The organism is Thermogemmatispora tikiterensis (genome assembly GCF_003268475.1).
Lineage (GTDB): Bacteria > Chloroflexota > Ktedonobacteria > Ktedonobacterales > Ktedonobacteraceae > Thermogemmatispora > Thermogemmatispora tikiterensis.
Genome location: NZ_MCIF01000002.1, coordinates 370,112 through 386,512, shown reverse-complemented (window position 1 = coordinate 386,512; position 16,401 = coordinate 370,112). Strand labels below are relative to the sequence as shown.

Genomic DNA, 16,401 nt, shown 5'->3' with positions numbered 1-16,401 from the left:
TCAGATCCTGCTGACTGCCGGTGAGCGGGGCCTGCTCTCCCAGGAAGCGCTGGAGCTGGCCCTCAATGATGAGGGCTACGGCTTGCCTGCAGTTGCCGCTCTCGCTTTAGCAGTAGCCGTTGCTGTTTATCTCTGGGTGTATCTCTGGGGATAGGCTCCACCCCTACAAGTCAGGGACCGGTACAGTGCTGGTTGCCTGTCCGGTCCCTCTTGTGAAGTGACCTGCTGCGGTGTTGGGATCATACCCACGGGCTAGACCCCGAAAGGAGCCAACTGTTTCGATGGACGCGACAGAAGCACGGAAAGCTCTGGATGAGCGGAAGACCGGTACTGCCATCCTCTCGGCTCAGCAATTGCGCTGGCGCGAGAGCGTGGCCTTCGACACGGACCTGACCGTGTCGTTTGAACCCGCGCAGCTCTATGAGTTCAACGCCCGGCTGTGGAGCGATCCGGCCCGGCTGACGGCGCTGCAGGAGCGACCAGATGAGCTGCTGGAAGCCTTCGGACTGGCCAAAGCCACGGCCTTGCTGCCCGAGAACAAGGTGCTGGAGAACCGTCAGCTCACCGCTGAGGAGCTGGCCGCCATGCGCCAGATCCTGCTGGCTGCCAGTGAGCAGGGCCTGCTCTCCCAGGAAGCGCTGGAGCTGGCCCTCAATGATGAGGGCTACGGCTTGCCTGCAGTTGCAGTTGTGTGCGTTGCGGTCACTGTTGTTACTTGCATGTCTCTGTTTATTTTTTTGTGGCTCACAGGAGCATAGGGGTTGGCATTGCCCTGTGAGCTTACCTTCGGATGAAAACTCGATCTTGGGCCAACTGGGCGTATACGAGTGGTTGATGCAGTAGTAAGGACTATACTCAGTCACTCGTGCCAAAGAGTCTGACGGGACAGTACATTTGCCTTGTGCGCATCCATCGGGAATTGAGGGAGGACAGTTCTCACTGACCTTCTGGGTTCAGGGTAATTGACCTCGTCTGAAGGAGGGAAGCATGCTTCCAAGTCTTTTTTCGATATTTCTAGACTACAAGTGTAATTTCTGGTGTGGCCACTGCAGCGTAGGAAGCAGCCCTCGCACAGTCATGCCCATGCCGCGAGAGCTTCTCCTCAAGATTATGACCGAGCTTCGGGAAGTGCCAACGGCCAAGGTAGTCGTTTTTACTGGCGGTGAGGCGACGTTGCGCAAGCAGCTCTTGCTCGAGGGAATCTCTCTTGCCAAAGCAGGTGGCTATGTTACGCGTGTGGTCAGCAATGGTGGATGGGCGACGACGCCAGAGCGTGCCCGCGCGATGGTTCGGGACCTCAAAAGCGCCGGTCTGGACGAGCTGAATACCAGCTATGACGATTTTCATGCTCCTTTTGCATCGATAGAATGCATTGTCAATCTGGTGCGAGCTGGTCTGGAAGAGGGGCTGCGGATTGGCCTGGGGGTGATCGTGGACAAGAACGCTACCTGGGATGCGGCAGCCGTGCGACGTGCCCTCAGCGAAGGGCTAGGGATGGAGATCGCCGAGATCGAAAAACGGGTGGCTATCCTGGAGGACTATCCAACCCCTACTGGCTCAGGGGAACAGTTGGATGTGAACGGCCTGGATGCGGGAGACAAGCTCAACATGGGCTGTCCAGAAGTGCTCAAGACTGTCTCTCTGCACCCGAATGGTATGGTCAAGGCTTGCTGTGGGCATGCGATGTTCTACGCTCAGGATTTAACGCTGGGCAATCTGAATGAAGAGCGCCTGATTGATATTCTGACGCGGAGTCAGCAGAATCTCGTCTACTGGTGGCTTCATATGTTAGGTCCGAAGCGCATTCTCGATAAGCTCGGTGTAGAGGGGACCTACACCAGCATCTGTCATGCCTGTCAGGCGCTGCTTGCTGACCATCGGCAGGCAATGTTGGAGTACTTGAAGGCCCACCGTGATGAGGTGCTCCTGCAGGATGTCGTGCTCGGCGATAGCCTGAAGCGCATTTCGACGATTGTCCTCAAGCGAAAAGAAGAGATTCTTGCTCAAATGAGAAGGCTGGAGTCATGAGCACCATTACATTAGAATCCGTCACGGCTGGCTATGGCCAGTCGCTTGTCCTCCACGAGATCAATCTGGCCTTCGATTCAGGTTTTCATGTGATCCTGGGAAGCAATGGAGCGGGCAAGACAACACTGTTCCGTGTCGGGGTGGGTATTCTCCCACCCCGCGCAGGCATAGTTTCTGTCCTGGGGTATGAACCGCATCGAGACAGTGAGGTCAAGCGTCTGATCGGCTACCTCCCGCATCGTCCTTCCCTCTCGGCAGCGCTCAGCGTGCGAGATAACCTGGAATTCTGGGGGCAAGTACTCCGGCTTCCTTCGGCCCAGCGGCGGTCACGGATGGACCAGGTGATCTCTGATTTGGAACTGAGCGATCTCCTATCTAAGCCAGCAGCTTCCTTGAGTAGAGGCCAGGCGCAGCGGGTAGCTATTGCTCGAGCTCTGCTCGGCGCTCCACAGGTGCTCTTTCTGGACGAGCCGACGACGGGTCTCGATCCATTGGCTGCCCGTTCCTTGCGCGAGCTCCTCAAGGGGTTGGCTCGGGCGGACAAAACGATCATCTATTCAACACATAACCTCTATGAGGCAGCCGAGCTGGCAGATGATGTGACCTTGATTGCGGCTGGTCGGGTAGTAGATCGTGGTTCCGTAGAAGCGCTGCACCAGCGTCATGCTCGTGCGCAGCGCGTCTGCCTGACAGTCGAGGGAGATCCGCGAACGATCCTGAGTGGCCTGGGGTATGAAGCGGTACCAGACAGGGAGCAGTGGATTGTAGATCTTTCGGACCGGGCGGAGCGCAGTCGCATCGTGGCAGCGCTGGTGCAGGCGGGACTCCCTGTCCTTGAGGTACGGGAGTTGGGCAGTCCTCTTGAGGCAGTCTATGAAGACCTGGAGAGCGGAGGTCAACGTGTCTGAGTTAGAAGAGCACGAGGCTTTCTCTGACGACGATGCCGATCTTCTGGAGGCATCCAGTGGCCTGGATCGGGCGCTGCAGCTTACCGGGGCCTTATTATGGCGTGGGCGGCGCGAGCAGGGCGTGCGCTTGCTGGTGATCCCTCTCGCATTTGCTCTCTTTTTCCTCCTGCTTTGCCTGGTGACTCTGTATTTCCCCGGGCTGCTGACACCACTTTCACGTTTCGCTATTCAGGCACAGGCTCAGGCCTACTTTGGGGCCACGGTGCGTGGCAATGCGGGGTTGGCTATGGCTTTGCTCCTCATTCAGGGACCCTATCTCATTGCCCTGTTCGCGGCCTTCATGGGTGCGACCCTGGCTCAAAACCTCGTTGGAACTGAGGCCGCCCGTGGTGGGCTAGAGCTGCTGCTGAGTTCCGCCTATCGCGTGCAAGAAGTCTTTGTGGCCTTCCTTCTGGCTTCCTTTGTCTTGACCATCTGCCAGTGGGCGATTCTTGCCCTGGGAACGCTCGGCGCTGCGGCGACTGTTCTGGCACTGCTTCGAATCGCTTTCACGCTGCAGGCCCGCTATATTGCCCTTGCCGTTGCCGTGCCATTGCCTATTGCCCTATGGGCAAACCTGGGGGCCCTCTTTCTGGGTATGGCCTTTCCGCGATTGACCCAGATCCGTACTGGCAGCACCACCAACTTGATGCAATTGCTCGCCGCACTGCCAGCCCTGGCGCTGCTGATTCTGATTAACATCCGCCCGGATCTCAATGCCGGGTTAATTGCAGCAATTGCCCTGGGAGTAGGTCTTGCTGGATCTATCGTCAGTGCCGTGCTACTGCGGCTCCGCTTTCGACCGGAGTTCGTGCTTGAGACCTGATTGCGCAAGGCGATGGAGCAGGAAGCGACTGCTCCCGGCACGTGCCACAACGAGAGAGAGCATCGTGGCTCCTCCCATACTCTCGCACGGACTTGCGCTGGGTGCCGGGGCTCCTCTGAGGAGCTGTTTGAGAGGCACCTGGCCGGAACAACCGCGATGCTCTCTGGAGACTGGCTCCAGAAGTGAGATGAGATGTTCCGCTGTCCTGCCTGGCAAGGCGATATGGACCCATGGATAGCGAAAACTTGCAGCTATGGAGAATTTGAGAAAGGGGAAGAAACAATGCTGTTACCGCTGTCAAGTCTGCTGACCCATACGCAAAGCACGGCCCCTGTCGGCTTGCTATGGCCCCTCCTGGCTTTGGATCTCATTCTGATTGTGATCGCGCTGGTGGACCTGATCCGGCGCGATCCGCGCACCGTGCGTGGCAAGAAGATTATCTGGGCGCTGATCATCCTTTTCATCAGCACCCTCGGCCCTATCTGCTACTTTGTCCTGGGTCGTAAGGAGGTCTAAGATGGCCGCTCCTGGCGAGGCGATCATCCGGTGTGAAGGTCTGCGCAAGACCTATGGATCGGTTGAAGCTCTCAAAGGGTTAAATTTGACGGTTTATCCTCACAGTATCTTTGGCCTCCTCGGCCCCAATGGCGCTGGTAAGAGTACTACCATCAAGCTGCTCACGCGCCAGATCAGGCCCACCAGCGGTCAGGCCTGGGTGGCTGGAGCTTCAATCACTAGCGCGAAAGCCGATGTGCGAGCTTGCATTGGCTATCTCAGTGAGCAGCCTGCTCTCTACACGTGGATGAGTGGCCAGGAATTCCTGGATTTTACTGGCGAACTGTTTGGGTTGAGCGCCAGTGACCGACGGCGCCGACGAGATGAGTTGCTTGAGCTGGTCGGCCTGACCGCTGCTGCCAGGCGCAGAATTGGCAGCTACTCCAATGGGATGCGCCAGCGCCTGGGCATCGCTCAGGCGTTAGTGAACCGCCCAGAGGTGCTTTTTCTGGATGAACCTGTGTCTGCACTGGACCCGATTGGTCGCAAGGAGATCCTGGAGCTTTTTCAACGGCTCAAAGGCGAAGCCACTGTTTTCTTCTCCTCGCACGTGCTGGCCGACGTCGATCGCATCTGTGATGCTGTGGCAGTCCTCAATCACGGCGAGCTGCTCGTGCAGGCTTCGATCACTGAACTGAAGGAGCGCTACGCTCCGCCAATGATCTCGGTTGAGCTGGAATGTGCGGCTGAAGATCTCCAACGTCTGCTGGCCCGGGAACCCTGGGTCCAGCACATCACTGTCAGTGGAAGCAGAGCGACTCTCCTGGTGAGAGACCTGGCAACCGCTAAACGCGCTTTGCCAGCCCTGCTGGTCAACGCTGGTCTGCCGCTGCTGCGCTATGAGGTAACGCAGCCCACACTTGAAGATGTGTTCCTTCGCCTTGTGGGGAAAGAAGGCAACTTGTCAGGAACGGGGGAGGAAGCATGAAGCTCTACACCTTCTGGCCCATGCTCAAGAAAGAATTTCGTGAACAGAACCGGACCTATCGCTTAGTGATCTCTGTCATCGTTTTTCTCTCGCTGGGAATCTCTGCCCCGATTATCACCTGGCTGACTCCTGACCTTCTGAAAAACCTGGGGAACGGCGCCACGATTATTCTGCCGCCGCAGACTGCCACTGATGCGCTCAACACCTATTTGAAGAACATGGTACAACTGCCGGCCCTGGTCCTCATCTTGCTGGCTATGGGGACCATCGCCGATGAGCGCAGCCGGGGAACGGCAGTGACGATCTTGACGAAGCCTGTCCCACGTAGCATCTTCGTGCTGGCCAAGTTCCTGGCCTATGAAAGCACACTCATCATTAGCCTGATACTCGCTGCCTCTGGGGCATACTATTACACGAGCCAGCTCTTTCGTCCGCTTCCTGTTGGGTCCTTTGTGATACTGAACATCGGGCTGCTGGCCTTCTTGACATTAAGCCTGGCCCTGACGATCCTGTGCAGCGCGTTGGTACGCAACAGCATTGCTGCCGGGGGGATGGCGTTCGTTGGCTTCCTTGTCCTCGTGGTAGTGCCCAATCTGAACGCCTCGATCAGCAGGGTTTTGCCGTCGGTGCTCTTCCGTTCCGAGCGCGTGGCACAACTTGTAGCCGGCACTGCCCCGCTGGGTGAGACGCTCTGGCCGCTGCTCGTCGGCCTGGGCCTGGCTGGCCTTCTCGTTGCGCTCACCTGCCTGGTGTATCACTACCAGGAGATCTGAACGTTGACTGGCCTCAACAAGCAAAAGCCTGTTGGCGGGAAGACAGTGCCATCATCATAGCTTCACTCCTTCATTTCGGTTCGGCAAGCGTTTTCACCAGGTGCGGGAAGCTGCTGCCACCCCGATCATAGGGATCGGGGAACATCTCCACTGCTGAAAGGAAAGCAGGAAGGGCGAGGCGCTCCACTGGCTTTTTCCTGTGAACGCTGATGAGGGGAGGATGGGCGGCCCTGCTAGAGCAAGCGGATGGGCTAGCGATCGTCTGTTCGGTCTATGCGCGAGTAAGAGTGACAATCGGCGCGTTCTGTCGTATACTCTTGATAGATGCACCGCTCTCTTCCTGACCCCCAGGAGTGAGCTGGCTCACGACAGAGCCAGTGCTGCTGGCTTGTTGGCACTGTTACCCTGAGAGGGAGGCGATCGCTCACGATGTCCCCGCCATCCTCGTCCACCTCTGCTGCACCCTCGCCTGACCGGCGGCTGGCCCTGGTCATCGGAATCAATGGACCCCCTGCCCCACACCGGGCACCGCTCCAGTGGACCGAGGCCGATGCCTGTGGCATGGCGGAGGTGTTGCAGCAAAACGGCTGTGGCTTCCGACTGGTGGTTCCCCCGGTGGTGGGTGCGCAGGCGACCACGGAGCAGGTGCGCAAGGCCGTGGTGCAGCTGGCCCTGGAGCTCCAGCAGGGAGATTTCGGGCTGGTCTTCTTCAGCGGGCACGCCGAGGCGCTGCCTGGGGAGGCCGGTCTGGATGAGGTCTATCTGGTGACGGCGGACTTTGATCCCGCGCATTTGAAGGTCGACTCAGGGACGCACCTCTCGTTTCGCTGGCTGCGGCAGGTGCTCTTTGAGCATCCGAGAGCCCGTCAGATCCTGCTCATCCTGGACTGCTGCTATGGGGGCACGTTCGCCGAGAGCGCGCCCGACCCCTATCGGGACGAGCTGCAGCGGCGCCTGCGCTATTACTTTGGGGAACCAGGCGAGCGCAGTCCGGCCCCGGCGGGCGGCGTGCGCCTGGCGCTGACGGCGACCGGTCTGGAGCCTGCCCGAGAGCAGGACGGTCATGGCCTGCTGACAGGGCAGCTGCTCACGATCCTGCGGGGCGAGGTGCCAGAGGCAGCCGATGAGGAGGGCAACGTGACCTTTGCCCGTCTGTTTGCCTTCCTGGCGCAGGCCCTCCGGGAGCAGGGACCGCGCTTCTACGGGGCAGGCGGTGAGCTGATCCTGGCGCGCCATCCCGCGCTGGCCCAGGCCCGGTGGCGATCCCGGGCACAGGACGAGGCGCGGCAGCGGCTGCGGGCGCTGGTGCGGCGTCGGAATGGCCTCTACGAAGACCGCCGGCGCAGTTGCGTGGGGCGACGGACCGAGCAAGAGGCGGTGTGGCGCCTGGTAGAGGAGCTGCTGCCCACAGGGGGCTATGTGACCATCACTGGGGAGGCTGGCCAGGGCAAAAGTTGCCTGATCGCCAGCTTGGTCGAAGCGCGCGCCAGGGAACAGGGAGGCGAGGAGCGGGTGGCCTTTCATTTCATTCCGCTGGTGCCTCCCCCAGACTATCAGGTGACCCTGCTCAAAGCGCTGCTGGCGCGTCTGGTGCTCAAGTACCAGTTGCCGGACTGGTGGCTGGAAGGGGAGAGCCGTGCCACCTTGAGTGCGGCCCTGGAGGGGGTCCTGCAGGAGATTGCGCGGCGCGGGCAGCAGGAAGTGCTCTTCATCGATGGGTTGGACCAGCTGCCGCCTGATGCGCAGAGCGGCTGGCGGGATCTGAGTTTTCTGCCGCAGGGACCAGGCAACCCACCGCCCGGGATCGTCTTCGTGCTGGGGACTCGCCCCAACGATACGTTGCGTCCACTGGAGCTGTGCAAGCCACGGCGGGAGTATCAGCTGCCGCCGTTGAGTCGCGGCGATTTCACCGAGCTCCTGCACCGGCGAGGAGCATCGCTGACCACGGAGCTGGCGGCTCGCTGCTATGAGGCGCTGGAGGGGCATGCCCTCTTTCTGGATCTCCTGGCCAGGGAGCTGGCGAGCCGAGGCGGGCAGGGGCCGGCGGAGGTGGAGGCTCTGGTCGAGCGCCTGAGCAGCGACCCGGAGGGCTTGTTTACGCTGGCGCTCGATCGGCTGCAGGGAGAGCAAGCGCGGTGGCAACGCGTGATCCAGCCGCTGCTGGGGATCTTGCTGGTGGCGCAGGAGCCGCTCACGATCGCAGCGCTCCGGCAGCTGCTGACGCTGGCCAATGGTGGAGCGATCGATCTGAATGAGGTGCGGCAGGGACTGCAACGGTTAGGGGGACTGCTGATGCGGGATCAGCAGGGAGGCTATACCCTCTTTCATCTGAAGTGGCGCGACTATCTGCGAAGTGGGCGGGGAGGAACAGACGGATCGCCGAAGGAGCCGGAAGGGCTGTTTGATGAGGAGGAAGAGCGGCGCTGGCATGGGCTGCTGGCGGCCTGGTGCGAGCAGGGGGGGCTGGCCCGGCTCTGGCAGGAGGGGGCCAGGGAGGAGGGCGAGCGAGAGCGGCGGCGCTATGGACAGCGGCACTATGTGCGGCATCTCTATGAGGCGAGGCAATGGGAGCGGCTCTTTGCGGTGCTGGACGAGGGGAGCTATGGGCGGGGGAAGGTGGCCACGGACCCGAGCATGGGCAGCTATGCACAGGATCTGGATCTGGGGCGGCGAGCGGCGGCGGCGGTCGGGGAGAGGCTGGAGGAGCAGCTGGAGCAGCTGCCACGGCTGTGGGGCTACACGCTGCTGCGCTGCAGCCTGGGGAGTCGGGCGGATGCCTATCCCGATGCAGCGTTGGTGGTGCTGTACCAGTTAGGGCAGGAGGCGAAGGCGCTGGGGCTGGTGGAGCTGCTCACGGAGCCAGAGCGACCGGCGGACCTGCTGATCGAGCTGGCCGAGTGGCTGGCGGGGCAGCCAGGTCGCCTTGAGGAAGGCTGGCAGCGCTGTCGACGGGCAGCGCAGGTCATCGCCCAGCTCTCCGATGGCTGGGACAAAGCCCGGTTGCTGATCAGGCTGGGCGAGGCCCTGAGCGGACTGCATCAGCAGCAGGAGGCCGAGCGCTGCTGGCTGGAAGCTGAGCGAGCGATTGCTAGTCTGTCTGAAGACGCATATAAAGCGGCTATGCTAGTGCGGCTGGGGAAAGCTCTGACGGCAACGCGGCCAGAGCAAGCCGAGCAATGCTGGCTGCAGGCCGAACAGCTTAGCTTCTCGCTCGCTAACGCCAGAGAGAAAGTGCGGACCCTGACCAGCCTGGGTGAAGCGCTGGCAAAGTGGCCACCACGACAGCAGCAGGCCGAGCGCTGCTGGCAAGAAGTGGAACGACTTCTTGCCTCCTTCCCCGATGAGGGTTGGGACCAGGTGGATGCGCTGATCGAACTAGGCAAAGCTCTGGCGGGCGTGCAATACTGGGAGAAAGCCCAACAGTGCTGGGTCCAGGCGGAAGAGCTTAGCGCCCTTCTCCCATCAGACGGCTGGAGGAAAGTGCAGGCGCTTAGCAGCCTGGCCGAAGCATTGATAGGCGCTCAACGCTGGTCGGAGGCAGAGCGGGTCATTGCCTCTCTTCCTGAGAATGCCTGGCGGAAAGCTGAGGCACTCATAGCACTGGGCAAGGCCCTGGCCAAGGTCGAGCGTTGGCAAGAAGCCGAACAGTGCTGGGTCCAGGCCAAAGGACTGGTCGCGATCCTGGCCGATGACATTGACAGGGTGGAGGTTCTCGCAGAACTCGCCAAAGCACTAGCGGAGACAGAACGTTGGCAAGAAGCCGAACAGTGTTGGCTCCAGGCCGAACGACTCATCGCTGTCCATCCAATCGACAAAGCAGTAGTCCTGACAGAACTGAGCGGTGTGCTGATCAGCACGCAGCACTGGGAAGAGGCCGAACAGTGCTGGCAGCAAGCGGAAAGAGCCATCGCATCCTATACCCTTGACAACTGGGGCAAAGCAGAAGTTTACGTCCAACTGGCCAGGACACTGATGAGAGCCCAGCGCTGGCAGGACGCTGAACGCTGCTGGTCCCAGGCTGAACTCCTTATCTCCTCCCTCGACGATGAGAAGACCGCGGCGCTGAGCCGCTTGAGTGAAGCGTTAGCGCACGCCCAACGTTGGCAAGATGCCAGGCGGGTCATCGCCGCCCTTCCCCAGGATGACGGGAGGAAAGCCGTGGCGCTTGTAACGCTGGGCAAGGCCCTGGCCGAAGCTCAGCGCCAGCAGGAAGCTCTAGAGTGCTGGCAGGAGGCCGAACGGCTTATCGCCGCCATTGCTGATGAGGAAGATAGCTGGAGGAAAGTGCAGGCGCTTAGCAGCCTGGCCGAAGCATTGATAGGCGCTCAACGCTGGTCAGAGGCAGAGCGGGTCATCGCCTCTCTTCCTGAGAATGACTGGCGGAAAGCTGAGGCACTCATAGCACTGGGCAAGGCCCTGGCCACGGTCGAGCGTTGGCAGGACGCCGAACAGTGCTGGGTCCAGGCCAAACGACTCGCCATCCTACTCACCGAGGATAGCGACAAAGTGAAAGTCCTCACAGAGCTTGCCACGGCATCCGCAACGATACAACGCTGGAAAGAGGCCGAACAGTGCTGGTTGCAAAGCGAGCAGCTCATTGCCGCCATGCCTGATCAGGAAGACAGCTGGAGGAAAATGCTGGCGCTCAGCAAGCTAGCAGCTTCCCTGGCCGCAGCAGAACGTTGGCAGGACGCTCAACGTATCATCGCCTCTCTTCCTGATGACAGCTCAGAGAAAGCCGTAGCCCTGACCGCGTTGGTCGAAGCACTGGCCAACGCCCGGCAAGGGCAAGAGACAGAGCGATGCTTGCAAGAGGTTGCACAGATGCTGATCGTCCTTCCCGCAAGCTGGCAGGAAACCAAGGCATTGACCAGCCTGACCAGGGTATTGATCAGCTACGGTCATGAGGCTGAGGCTCTTCGCCTCATCCAACACGCTTGGCTGCGCGACATGAGACTGAACGAGGCATCCGAGTACCTCCCCGCCGCTTTTCCCCTCCTGACCAGATACCCCGCGCTTGGCATGGCCCTCTACAACGCCACCTGCTGGGCCGAGGCGTTCTTGCAAGGCCCCTCGGAGCCTTCTTCCCGCTCACTTCTACGAGCAAGGAGCAGTGATCCTGCATGAGCGAGCAGCACCCGTCTTCTCCCCTCCATCAGAGGCACCCTGCTGAGCGGCTGCAGGTCTGGCTCGAGCTGGTGCCCGCCTCCGGCACAGAGGAGGCCGGGGATCTGGCCCTGCTCACAGCCCTGCACCACCAGCTGGCGACCGATCTCCAGCAAGAAGGCTTTGTCCTCCACCCTCCAGCCTCCACCGGCCAGAAGGGAGCGCCCGCCTTCTTCATCGAAGCCTGGCTGATCCTGCAGCAGGTGGCTGGCGCCGTCTGGCAGCAGCATGCCGCCATCGCCGAGGGACTGGCCGACCTGAGTGCCCTCGTCACCCTCTTCGAGAAGCTGCTCCCCGTCCTCAAACGCCTGCGCGAGCGCCACGCCAGACTCGTTGGTCAGCAGGCCAGCCAGGAGCGAGCACTCCGCTGGACGATCGAGCTGGGGGAAACCAGGCTCACGTTGGAGACCGCGGATCTCGACCAGGCCGAGGCGGCGCTGCAGCTCGCGCAAAAGCTGCAGACAGCGCTCGCCAGCGAGCGAGCCAGGTCCGGCAAGCCGCCAAAGCGGCCAGCCACGCTCACCGTCAGGGGCACCGTTCCCCCGCGCCGAAGGCGCAAAGGCCGCTGAGCTGATCCCCCCGTCAGCTGGCAGAAGAAAAGCCCTGGCTGGCTCCGCTTGCCCCTGCCGCAACATCATGGGGTAGCGCGGTTGAGGAGGTGAAACCCATGAACCAGATCCCCGCCCGGCCCGATCGCCAGGCCGGCCAGGGTCAGCGTACGCACCCTGCACCAGGATGGTGGCCTCGTAGAGGCCAGGATGCTCGTGGATAAAGCGACGGGACGGCAGCCTCCTCACCAGCCTTGCCCCTCGCGGCGCAGCCCTGGCAACCCTGCGACAGAAGGATAGCGTGTAGACGATCGTCCGCCGAGCTGCTGAGCCAGACTGGCACGCGTCAGTGTTGCCAGACCCTGCTCATCAGCCAGCCTGGCGGCTGCCTGGATCACACGATGCAGAGCAAGCCCTGCGCTGGTTCCCATGCGCTGCCTCCGCGCTCACCCTTCCAAAGCACGAGTTCAGGTGCGGTTGTCCCTCTTCTGGCATCTCAACAGGGGGAGAGTGCCCGGCCCCTCTATCAGTACCACAGGGGCCTGAAGCCTGGTCCCACGATCACCAGCCCCCCGCTCTGGCCCCTTGAAATGGGGATCGCGCGTTCCCATGATGCTGAGGGCTGGCACCTTCCCCTGATCATCATAGGCAAGCCAGCCTTCAGCCAGCCTGAAGCGTTGCGTCTCCACGCTTCAACCCTTCCTCATGGGCGAGCTACCAGATCGACAGCTCGCTGCTCTTTTCCAATCTAAGAGGAAACTTCCTTGACAGGGAAGAGATGATCATCTATAAAGGTGGCAGCGATGGCAGCCGATTATGGCTCCTTGTACCTCCGCCCCGCCGTCGCGCGCCGGCAGTGGCAGGCGAACAGAAGGGTTGTCTGCGCGCGAGAAAGGAGAACCGAGATGGCCGGATGGCCACAGCGGTTGGGCAGCTACGAACTGGTGCAGCTGGTAGGTCGGGGAAGCTTTGCGGAGGTGTATCTGGGCCGTCATGTGCACCTGGGCACTATAGCGGCAGTAAACCTGATAAAGGTCAGTGTGGAGAGATGGGAGGATTTTGAGCAATTCAAGCAGGAGACGCAGTTGATTGCGGAGCAGCGGCACCCACACATTGTGAGGCTGCTCGAGTTTGGCTTTGAGGGGAGGCGACCGTTGCTGGTGCTGGACTATGCGCCGGGGGGACGCTACGCCAGCGGCATCCGTGGGGGACGCGGGTGGAGCTGAGGCAAGTGGTGACGTATGTGAAGCAAGTGGCGGAGGCACTACAGTATGCGCATGATAGGAAGGTAGTGCATCGGGATGTGAAGCCAGAGAACATGCTGGTGGGGGAGCAAGGGGAGGTGCTGTTGAGCGACTTTGGAGTGGCGCTGCTGGTGAACAGTACGGGGGGGACGGTGCCCTATATAGCGCCGGAGCAGGTGGAGGGAAGGGTAGGGCCGAAGAGCGATCAGTATGCGCTGGGGGTGTGTGTGTACGAGTGGCTGAGTGGGGAGCCTCCGTTTCGGGGGAGCTGGACGGAAGTGCTGGCGCAGAAAGTGAGGAGGGAGCCGCCGGGTCTGTGGGAGCGGGGGATCGAGGTAGGAGCGGAGCTGGAGGGGGTGGTGAGGAAGGCCCTGGCGAGGGAGCCGGAGCAGCGATTTGGGTCGGTGAAGGAGTTGGCGGAGGCGCTGGAGGAGGCGGTGCGGCGGGGGGAAGAGGCGGGAAGCACGATGGCGATCGAGAGGAAGGGGCCAGCGGGTAGGCCAGCTGTTGCGGGCGCGAGGGGCAGGCAGATCGTGTGACGCAGGCTGCTGGCAGGAGTGAGCCTGCTGGTGGTGGGAGGGCTGTGCTGGCTGGCCTGGAAGAGCTGGCCGGCGTCGGGACGGACGCAGCTGACGTATCAAGGGCATCGCCTTGGTGTAAAGTCAGTGGCGTGGGCGCCGGATGGGCGGCGACTGGCCTCGGGGTCTGCTGATAGGACGGTGCAGGTGTGGAGCACCTCGTAGGGTGGTGGTGGGGCTGCGCGAGTGCAGGCCTGGTTGATTGGCTGCCAATCTACCTGTCCCTCCCTCGGGGCGAGATTGATCAGGCCCTCCACATGTGCCCCTGTCGGCCTCCTGCGACGAGCGCACTGTGTTCACAAAAGCTGATCCGCTGAAGGGGGCGAGGGGACAGACGAGGTGCGGCGAGCCGACAGGGTCCCAAGGCGGACGGGAGTGCTGAAAGGGGGCCATAAGGGCGAGGCGGTCGGATGAGGGCGCAATGCATCGCGCCTTTTCCTCGGCTGGCCCTCCCCCTCAGAACGCACAGGATTGCCCCCATTGCCCATACCGCGGCGTAGCGGAGGCGCCCGCTCAGCGTCCGCCCAACCGGGAAGAACCAGCCTCCCATCACTAGCAGGACGAGCAGAAAAAAGCCTCAATGAGAGGTGATTGTGACCAGGCCTCCCGAGCTGACCACTTCGAGGCTGTGATAACAGGGAGCTGCTGGATCAAAGCCGGCGCTTTGCAGCCACAGGTTGTTGCCGAAATAGGTCTGGCCATCAAAGGTGCAGGTAGATCCCCAGCCTTTGAGATGCACCTGGATGGCAACCCCAGCAGGCCGTCGCACTACCATCTCTGCCCCTCCCCCACCCAGCCGGACGGGAATCACTCCCGAAGGCACAGGAAGCTCTACGCGGATTTTGCTGCCGACTCCCCTGATCTCGCAAGAGGCAAGTTCCAGATCCCCCAGTTCGGCAATGATGTCTGACCCCCCGCTTTGGACCGCAATGTGCCTGTGCCAGGGAATGGTGCGGTTCAGCGTGATCACCGCCTGGCGCTGCTCCCCAGTCAGAAGCAGAAAGCGTCGCGGATAGCGGATCGTCACCACGCCGTCTTGAACCGTCGCATTGGGCACCGCTCCCTCAAAACGGGCCTGGTAGAGGTCGGTCAGGCATTCCTCCGTCCGCAAGACCAGCCGGATACCGGCAGAGCTAACAACCAGTCGGCCACGAGAGAGGGCATCCAGGGGGCAGAGAAGACATGTCTCTCGTCTGGCGCCACTGTCTGCAACTCGGCCAACCTCTGACGAGCCAGGGTGTCGCTGCGCTCGAGAAACGCTAAGAGGAGAGCAAGCTCTACCTCATCAGCACTTGAGACGGCCTCATCCCAGCTCTCGTCAAGTGAGGCCAGGATCGCGCGAACCTTGTCCAGCGCCGCCTGGCCTTGGGCAAGCCGGACAATGACTCTGCGCCCATCGCTCTGGTCACGTTCCCGTTGCACCAGACCGGACGCCTCCAGACGGTTGAGCACCTTGGCAATGGCCCCACTGGTCATACCCATCAGCTCGGCCAGCTGACCAGCAGAAGCTTCGCCGGTCAGGTCGAGCAGGTCCAGGACCTGGATGTCTGTGTCAGCCGCCATGCCCGTCTGCGTGGCGGCCACCCGGAAGCTGGAAGAGATCTTTCTCGCCATTATTAGCAAGAAGGAGGTCTGCTAAATGGAAATGGAGCAGAAGCACAACGTGGTACAGTACCATTGTGTGAGTGATCTGAGCGTGATGCTTGGTCAGGCCCTGCGGCATATCTTCCACAGTATGGACACGATCATCACAGCAACGATCACGCCGATCGGACTCTTGTTGTGATTCGTCTACGTGTTTGGGGGCACTATTCAAAGCGGGGTGGCCAACGATGTCAATTATGTATTGCCTGGGATCTTCCTGGTAGCGATTGCAAGCGGGACCTCCTATACCTCTTTGCGTTTATTCACCGATGTGCAGCGGGGGATCATGGAGCGCTTTCGCTCCATGCCAATTGCTTCCTCCACGCTGCTGAGGGGCCATGTGCTGGCCTCGCTGGTCTTCAACGCGATGTCGCTGCTGGTGATCATTCTCGTTGCACTCCTGATGGGCTTCCGCTCGTCGGCAGGCCAGCTGTCCTGGCTGGCTGTGGTTGGCATGCTGGCCCTGGTGGCACCGGCCTTAACCTGGCTGGCGGTGATCCCGGGATTGACGGCTCGCTCGATCGATGGAGCCGCCGCCTTTGCCTATCCGCTCATCTTCCTGCTGTATAGAGCTGCTTCCAGCGGGCGAGCCAGCGTGAGGCGATCTGCTGCTCGCTCTGGCCTTGATCGTAGGCCGGTGACAGCAAGGGCGACGCCTGCTCCACCGTGACTAACACGATGTGCTGATTGGACGGCGCGCCCCACGCTGGCGATAGCAAGCCAGCCGTCAGAAAGCAGGTTCCTTTGGTCCCGAAGATGCGTGTGTCCCAGTCGGCTGCATCAAAGAGGTGGGATGGAAACACGATAGACCAGAGCGCCCCTGCTCCAGACAGCGGCACCTGGCTGATGAGAGAGGCAGCGCGGCTGATAGGAGTCGATTCTCAGAGCAGAGCAGTTCAGCGACCATCGGGGCCATCACCACCAGGATGAGTACAGCGAAGAATCGACGCATCCAGGTCGCTCCTTCGCTGAAGATCTCTTCTTCCTACAGATTGATCGCGGCCAGGCCATGCATTCCGAGCGAGAATGAGAGTTCTCCACCATGATGCAGATCATGTTCGAGCAGATGCCAGAGGACCCACTGGCGCGTGAACGTCTCTTCCTCGCCAGTCTCCTCATCGACATCGTGCAATATCTCCTCTAAATCGGCGAGCGTCCAGCGGT

Annotated in this window: 14 protein-coding genes and 2 pseudogenes; 12 read left to right on the top strand and 4 right to left on the bottom strand. The window is 61.2% G+C overall.

Annotation, left to right across the window (positions count from 1 at the left end; all coding sequences use genetic code 11):
• The first annotated feature begins 281 nt into the window (after positions 1–281).
• The 9 genes from A4R35_RS01790 to A4R35_RS01750 all read left to right on the top strand — a co-directional run bounded on the left by A4R35_RS01790 (position 282) and on the right by A4R35_RS01750 (position 11,792).
• Positions 282–758, top strand: a complete 477-nt coding sequence (locus A4R35_RS01790) for a hypothetical protein (protein ID WP_112425966.1) — start codon at positions 282–284, stop codon at positions 756–758.
• A 229-nt stretch (positions 759–987) separates the two neighbouring features.
• Positions 988–2,028 carry a radical SAM/SPASM domain-containing protein gene (locus A4R35_RS01785; RefSeq protein ID WP_112425964.1) on the top strand — a complete coding sequence of 347 codons (1,041 nt, stop codon included), beginning with the start codon at positions 988–990 and terminating at the stop codon, positions 2,026–2,028.
• Positions 2,025–2,936, top strand: a complete 912-nt coding sequence (locus A4R35_RS01780; RefSeq protein ID WP_112425962.1) for an ABC transporter ATP-binding protein — start codon at positions 2,025–2,027, stop codon at positions 2,934–2,936. Before A4R35_RS01785 ends, A4R35_RS01780 begins: the two co-directional genes overlap by 4 nt.
• The gene (locus tag A4R35_RS01775; protein WP_112425960.1) at positions 2,929–3,801 is read left to right on the top strand and encodes a hypothetical protein; all 873 of its coding nucleotides are present in this window, start codon (positions 2,929–2,931) and stop codon (positions 3,799–3,801) included. The genes A4R35_RS01780 and A4R35_RS01775 overlap by 8 nt, the downstream gene beginning before the upstream one ends.
• A gap of 282 nt (positions 3,802–4,083) precedes the next feature.
• Positions 4,084–4,317: a PLD nuclease N-terminal domain-containing protein gene (locus tag A4R35_RS01770; RefSeq protein WP_112433932.1), complete on the top strand. Its 234-nt coding sequence runs from the start codon at positions 4,084–4,086 to the stop codon at positions 4,315–4,317.
• A 1-nt stretch (position 4,318) separates the two neighbouring features.
• A complete protein-coding gene (locus A4R35_RS01765; RefSeq protein WP_112425958.1) occupies positions 4,319–5,284 on the top strand; it encodes an ABC transporter ATP-binding protein in 966 nt (321 codons plus the stop codon).
• Positions 5,281–6,057: an ABC transporter permease gene (locus tag A4R35_RS01760; RefSeq protein ID WP_112425956.1), complete on the top strand. Its 777-nt coding sequence runs from the start codon at positions 5,281–5,283 to the stop codon at positions 6,055–6,057. Before A4R35_RS01765 ends, A4R35_RS01760 begins: the two co-directional genes overlap by 4 nt.
• Before the next feature lie 429 nt (positions 6,058–6,486).
• Positions 6,487–11,184, top strand: a complete 4,698-nt coding sequence (locus A4R35_RS01755) for a caspase family protein (RefSeq protein WP_112425954.1) — start codon at positions 6,487–6,489, stop codon at positions 11,182–11,184.
• Positions 11,181–11,792 (top strand): hypothetical protein, encoded by a 612-nt coding sequence (locus A4R35_RS01750; protein WP_112425952.1) that lies wholly within the window; start codon positions 11,181–11,183, stop codon positions 11,790–11,792. The genes A4R35_RS01755 and A4R35_RS01750 overlap by 4 nt, the downstream gene beginning before the upstream one ends.
• Before the next feature lie 224 nt (positions 11,793–12,016).
• On the opposite strand, the gene A4R35_RS01745 is transcribed toward A4R35_RS01750, so the two are convergent.
• Both A4R35_RS01745 and A4R35_RS01740 read right to left on the bottom strand, forming a co-directional pair.
• The gene (locus tag A4R35_RS01745) at positions 12,017–12,202 is read right to left on the bottom strand and encodes a hypothetical protein (RefSeq protein WP_112425950.1); all 186 of its coding nucleotides are present in this window, start codon (positions 12,200–12,202) and stop codon (positions 12,017–12,019) included.
• Between the two features lie 36 nt (positions 12,203–12,238).
• Entirely contained in the window at positions 12,239–12,460 is a 222-nt protein-coding gene (locus A4R35_RS01740) for a hypothetical protein (protein ID WP_112425948.1), read from the bottom strand.
• A gap of 114 nt (positions 12,461–12,574) precedes the next feature.
• Here A4R35_RS01740 and A4R35_RS25210 point away from each other — a divergent pair.
• Together A4R35_RS25210 and A4R35_RS25205 are read left to right on the top strand one after the other, a co-directional pair.
• Positions 12,575–13,554: pseudogene (locus A4R35_RS25210) on the top strand (serine/threonine-protein kinase).
• 18 nt (positions 13,555–13,572) lie between these two features.
• On the top strand, positions 13,573–13,758 hold the full coding sequence (locus A4R35_RS25205; protein ID WP_399356058.1) for a hypothetical protein: 186 nt from the start codon (positions 13,573–13,575) through the stop codon (positions 13,756–13,758).
• A gap of 412 nt (positions 13,759–14,170) precedes the next feature.
• On the opposite strand, the gene A4R35_RS01725 is transcribed toward A4R35_RS25205, so the two are convergent.
• Entirely contained in the window at positions 14,171–14,704 is a 534-nt protein-coding gene (locus A4R35_RS01725; protein ID WP_146747082.1) for a hypothetical protein, read from the bottom strand.
• Positions 14,683–15,156 carry a MarR family winged helix-turn-helix transcriptional regulator gene (locus tag A4R35_RS01720; RefSeq protein ID WP_189361218.1) on the bottom strand — a complete coding sequence of 158 codons (474 nt, stop codon included), beginning with the start codon at positions 15,154–15,156 and terminating at the stop codon, positions 14,683–14,685. Before A4R35_RS01720 ends, A4R35_RS01725 begins: the two co-directional genes overlap by 22 nt.
• A 76-nt stretch (positions 15,157–15,232) precedes the next feature.
• Between A4R35_RS01720 and A4R35_RS01715 the strand changes: the two are divergent.
• Positions 15,233–15,883, top strand: a pseudogene (locus A4R35_RS01715) (ABC transporter permease); the annotation flags it as partial.
• Positions 15,884–16,401 lie beyond the last annotated feature (518 nt).

Bases quoted from the DNA above. Each gene is read 5' to 3' on its own strand.
- A4R35_RS01790 (WP_112425966.1), top strand. From the start codon at position 282: ATGGACGCGACAGAAGCACGGAAAGCTCTGGATGAGCGGAAGACCGGT.
- A4R35_RS01785 (WP_112425964.1), top strand. From the start codon at position 988: ATGCTTCCAAGTCTTTTTTCGATATTTCTAGACTACAAGTGTAATTTC.
- A4R35_RS01780 (WP_112425962.1), top strand. From the start codon at position 2,025: ATGAGCACCATTACATTAGAATCCGTCACGGCTGGCTATGGCCAGTCG.
- A4R35_RS01770 (WP_112433932.1), top strand. From the start codon at position 4,084: ATGCTGTTACCGCTGTCAAGTCTGCTGACCCATACGCAAAGCACGGCC.
- A4R35_RS01765 (WP_112425958.1), top strand. From the start codon at position 4,319: ATGGCCGCTCCTGGCGAGGCGATCATCCGGTGTGAAGGTCTGCGCAAG.
- A4R35_RS01760 (WP_112425956.1), top strand. From the start codon at position 5,281: ATGAAGCTCTACACCTTCTGGCCCATGCTCAAGAAAGAATTTCGTGAA.
- A4R35_RS01755 (WP_112425954.1), top strand. From the start codon at position 6,487: ATGTCCCCGCCATCCTCGTCCACCTCTGCTGCACCCTCGCCTGACCGG.
- A4R35_RS01750 (WP_112425952.1), top strand. From the start codon at position 11,181: ATGAGCGAGCAGCACCCGTCTTCTCCCCTCCATCAGAGGCACCCTGCT.
- A4R35_RS01745 (WP_112425950.1), bottom strand. From the start codon at position 12,202: ATGGGAACCAGCGCAGGGCTTGCTCTGCATCGTGTGATCCAGGCAGCC.
- A4R35_RS01720 (WP_189361218.1), bottom strand. From the start codon at position 15,156: ATGGCGGCTGACACAGACATCCAGGTCCTGGACCTGCTCGACCTGACC.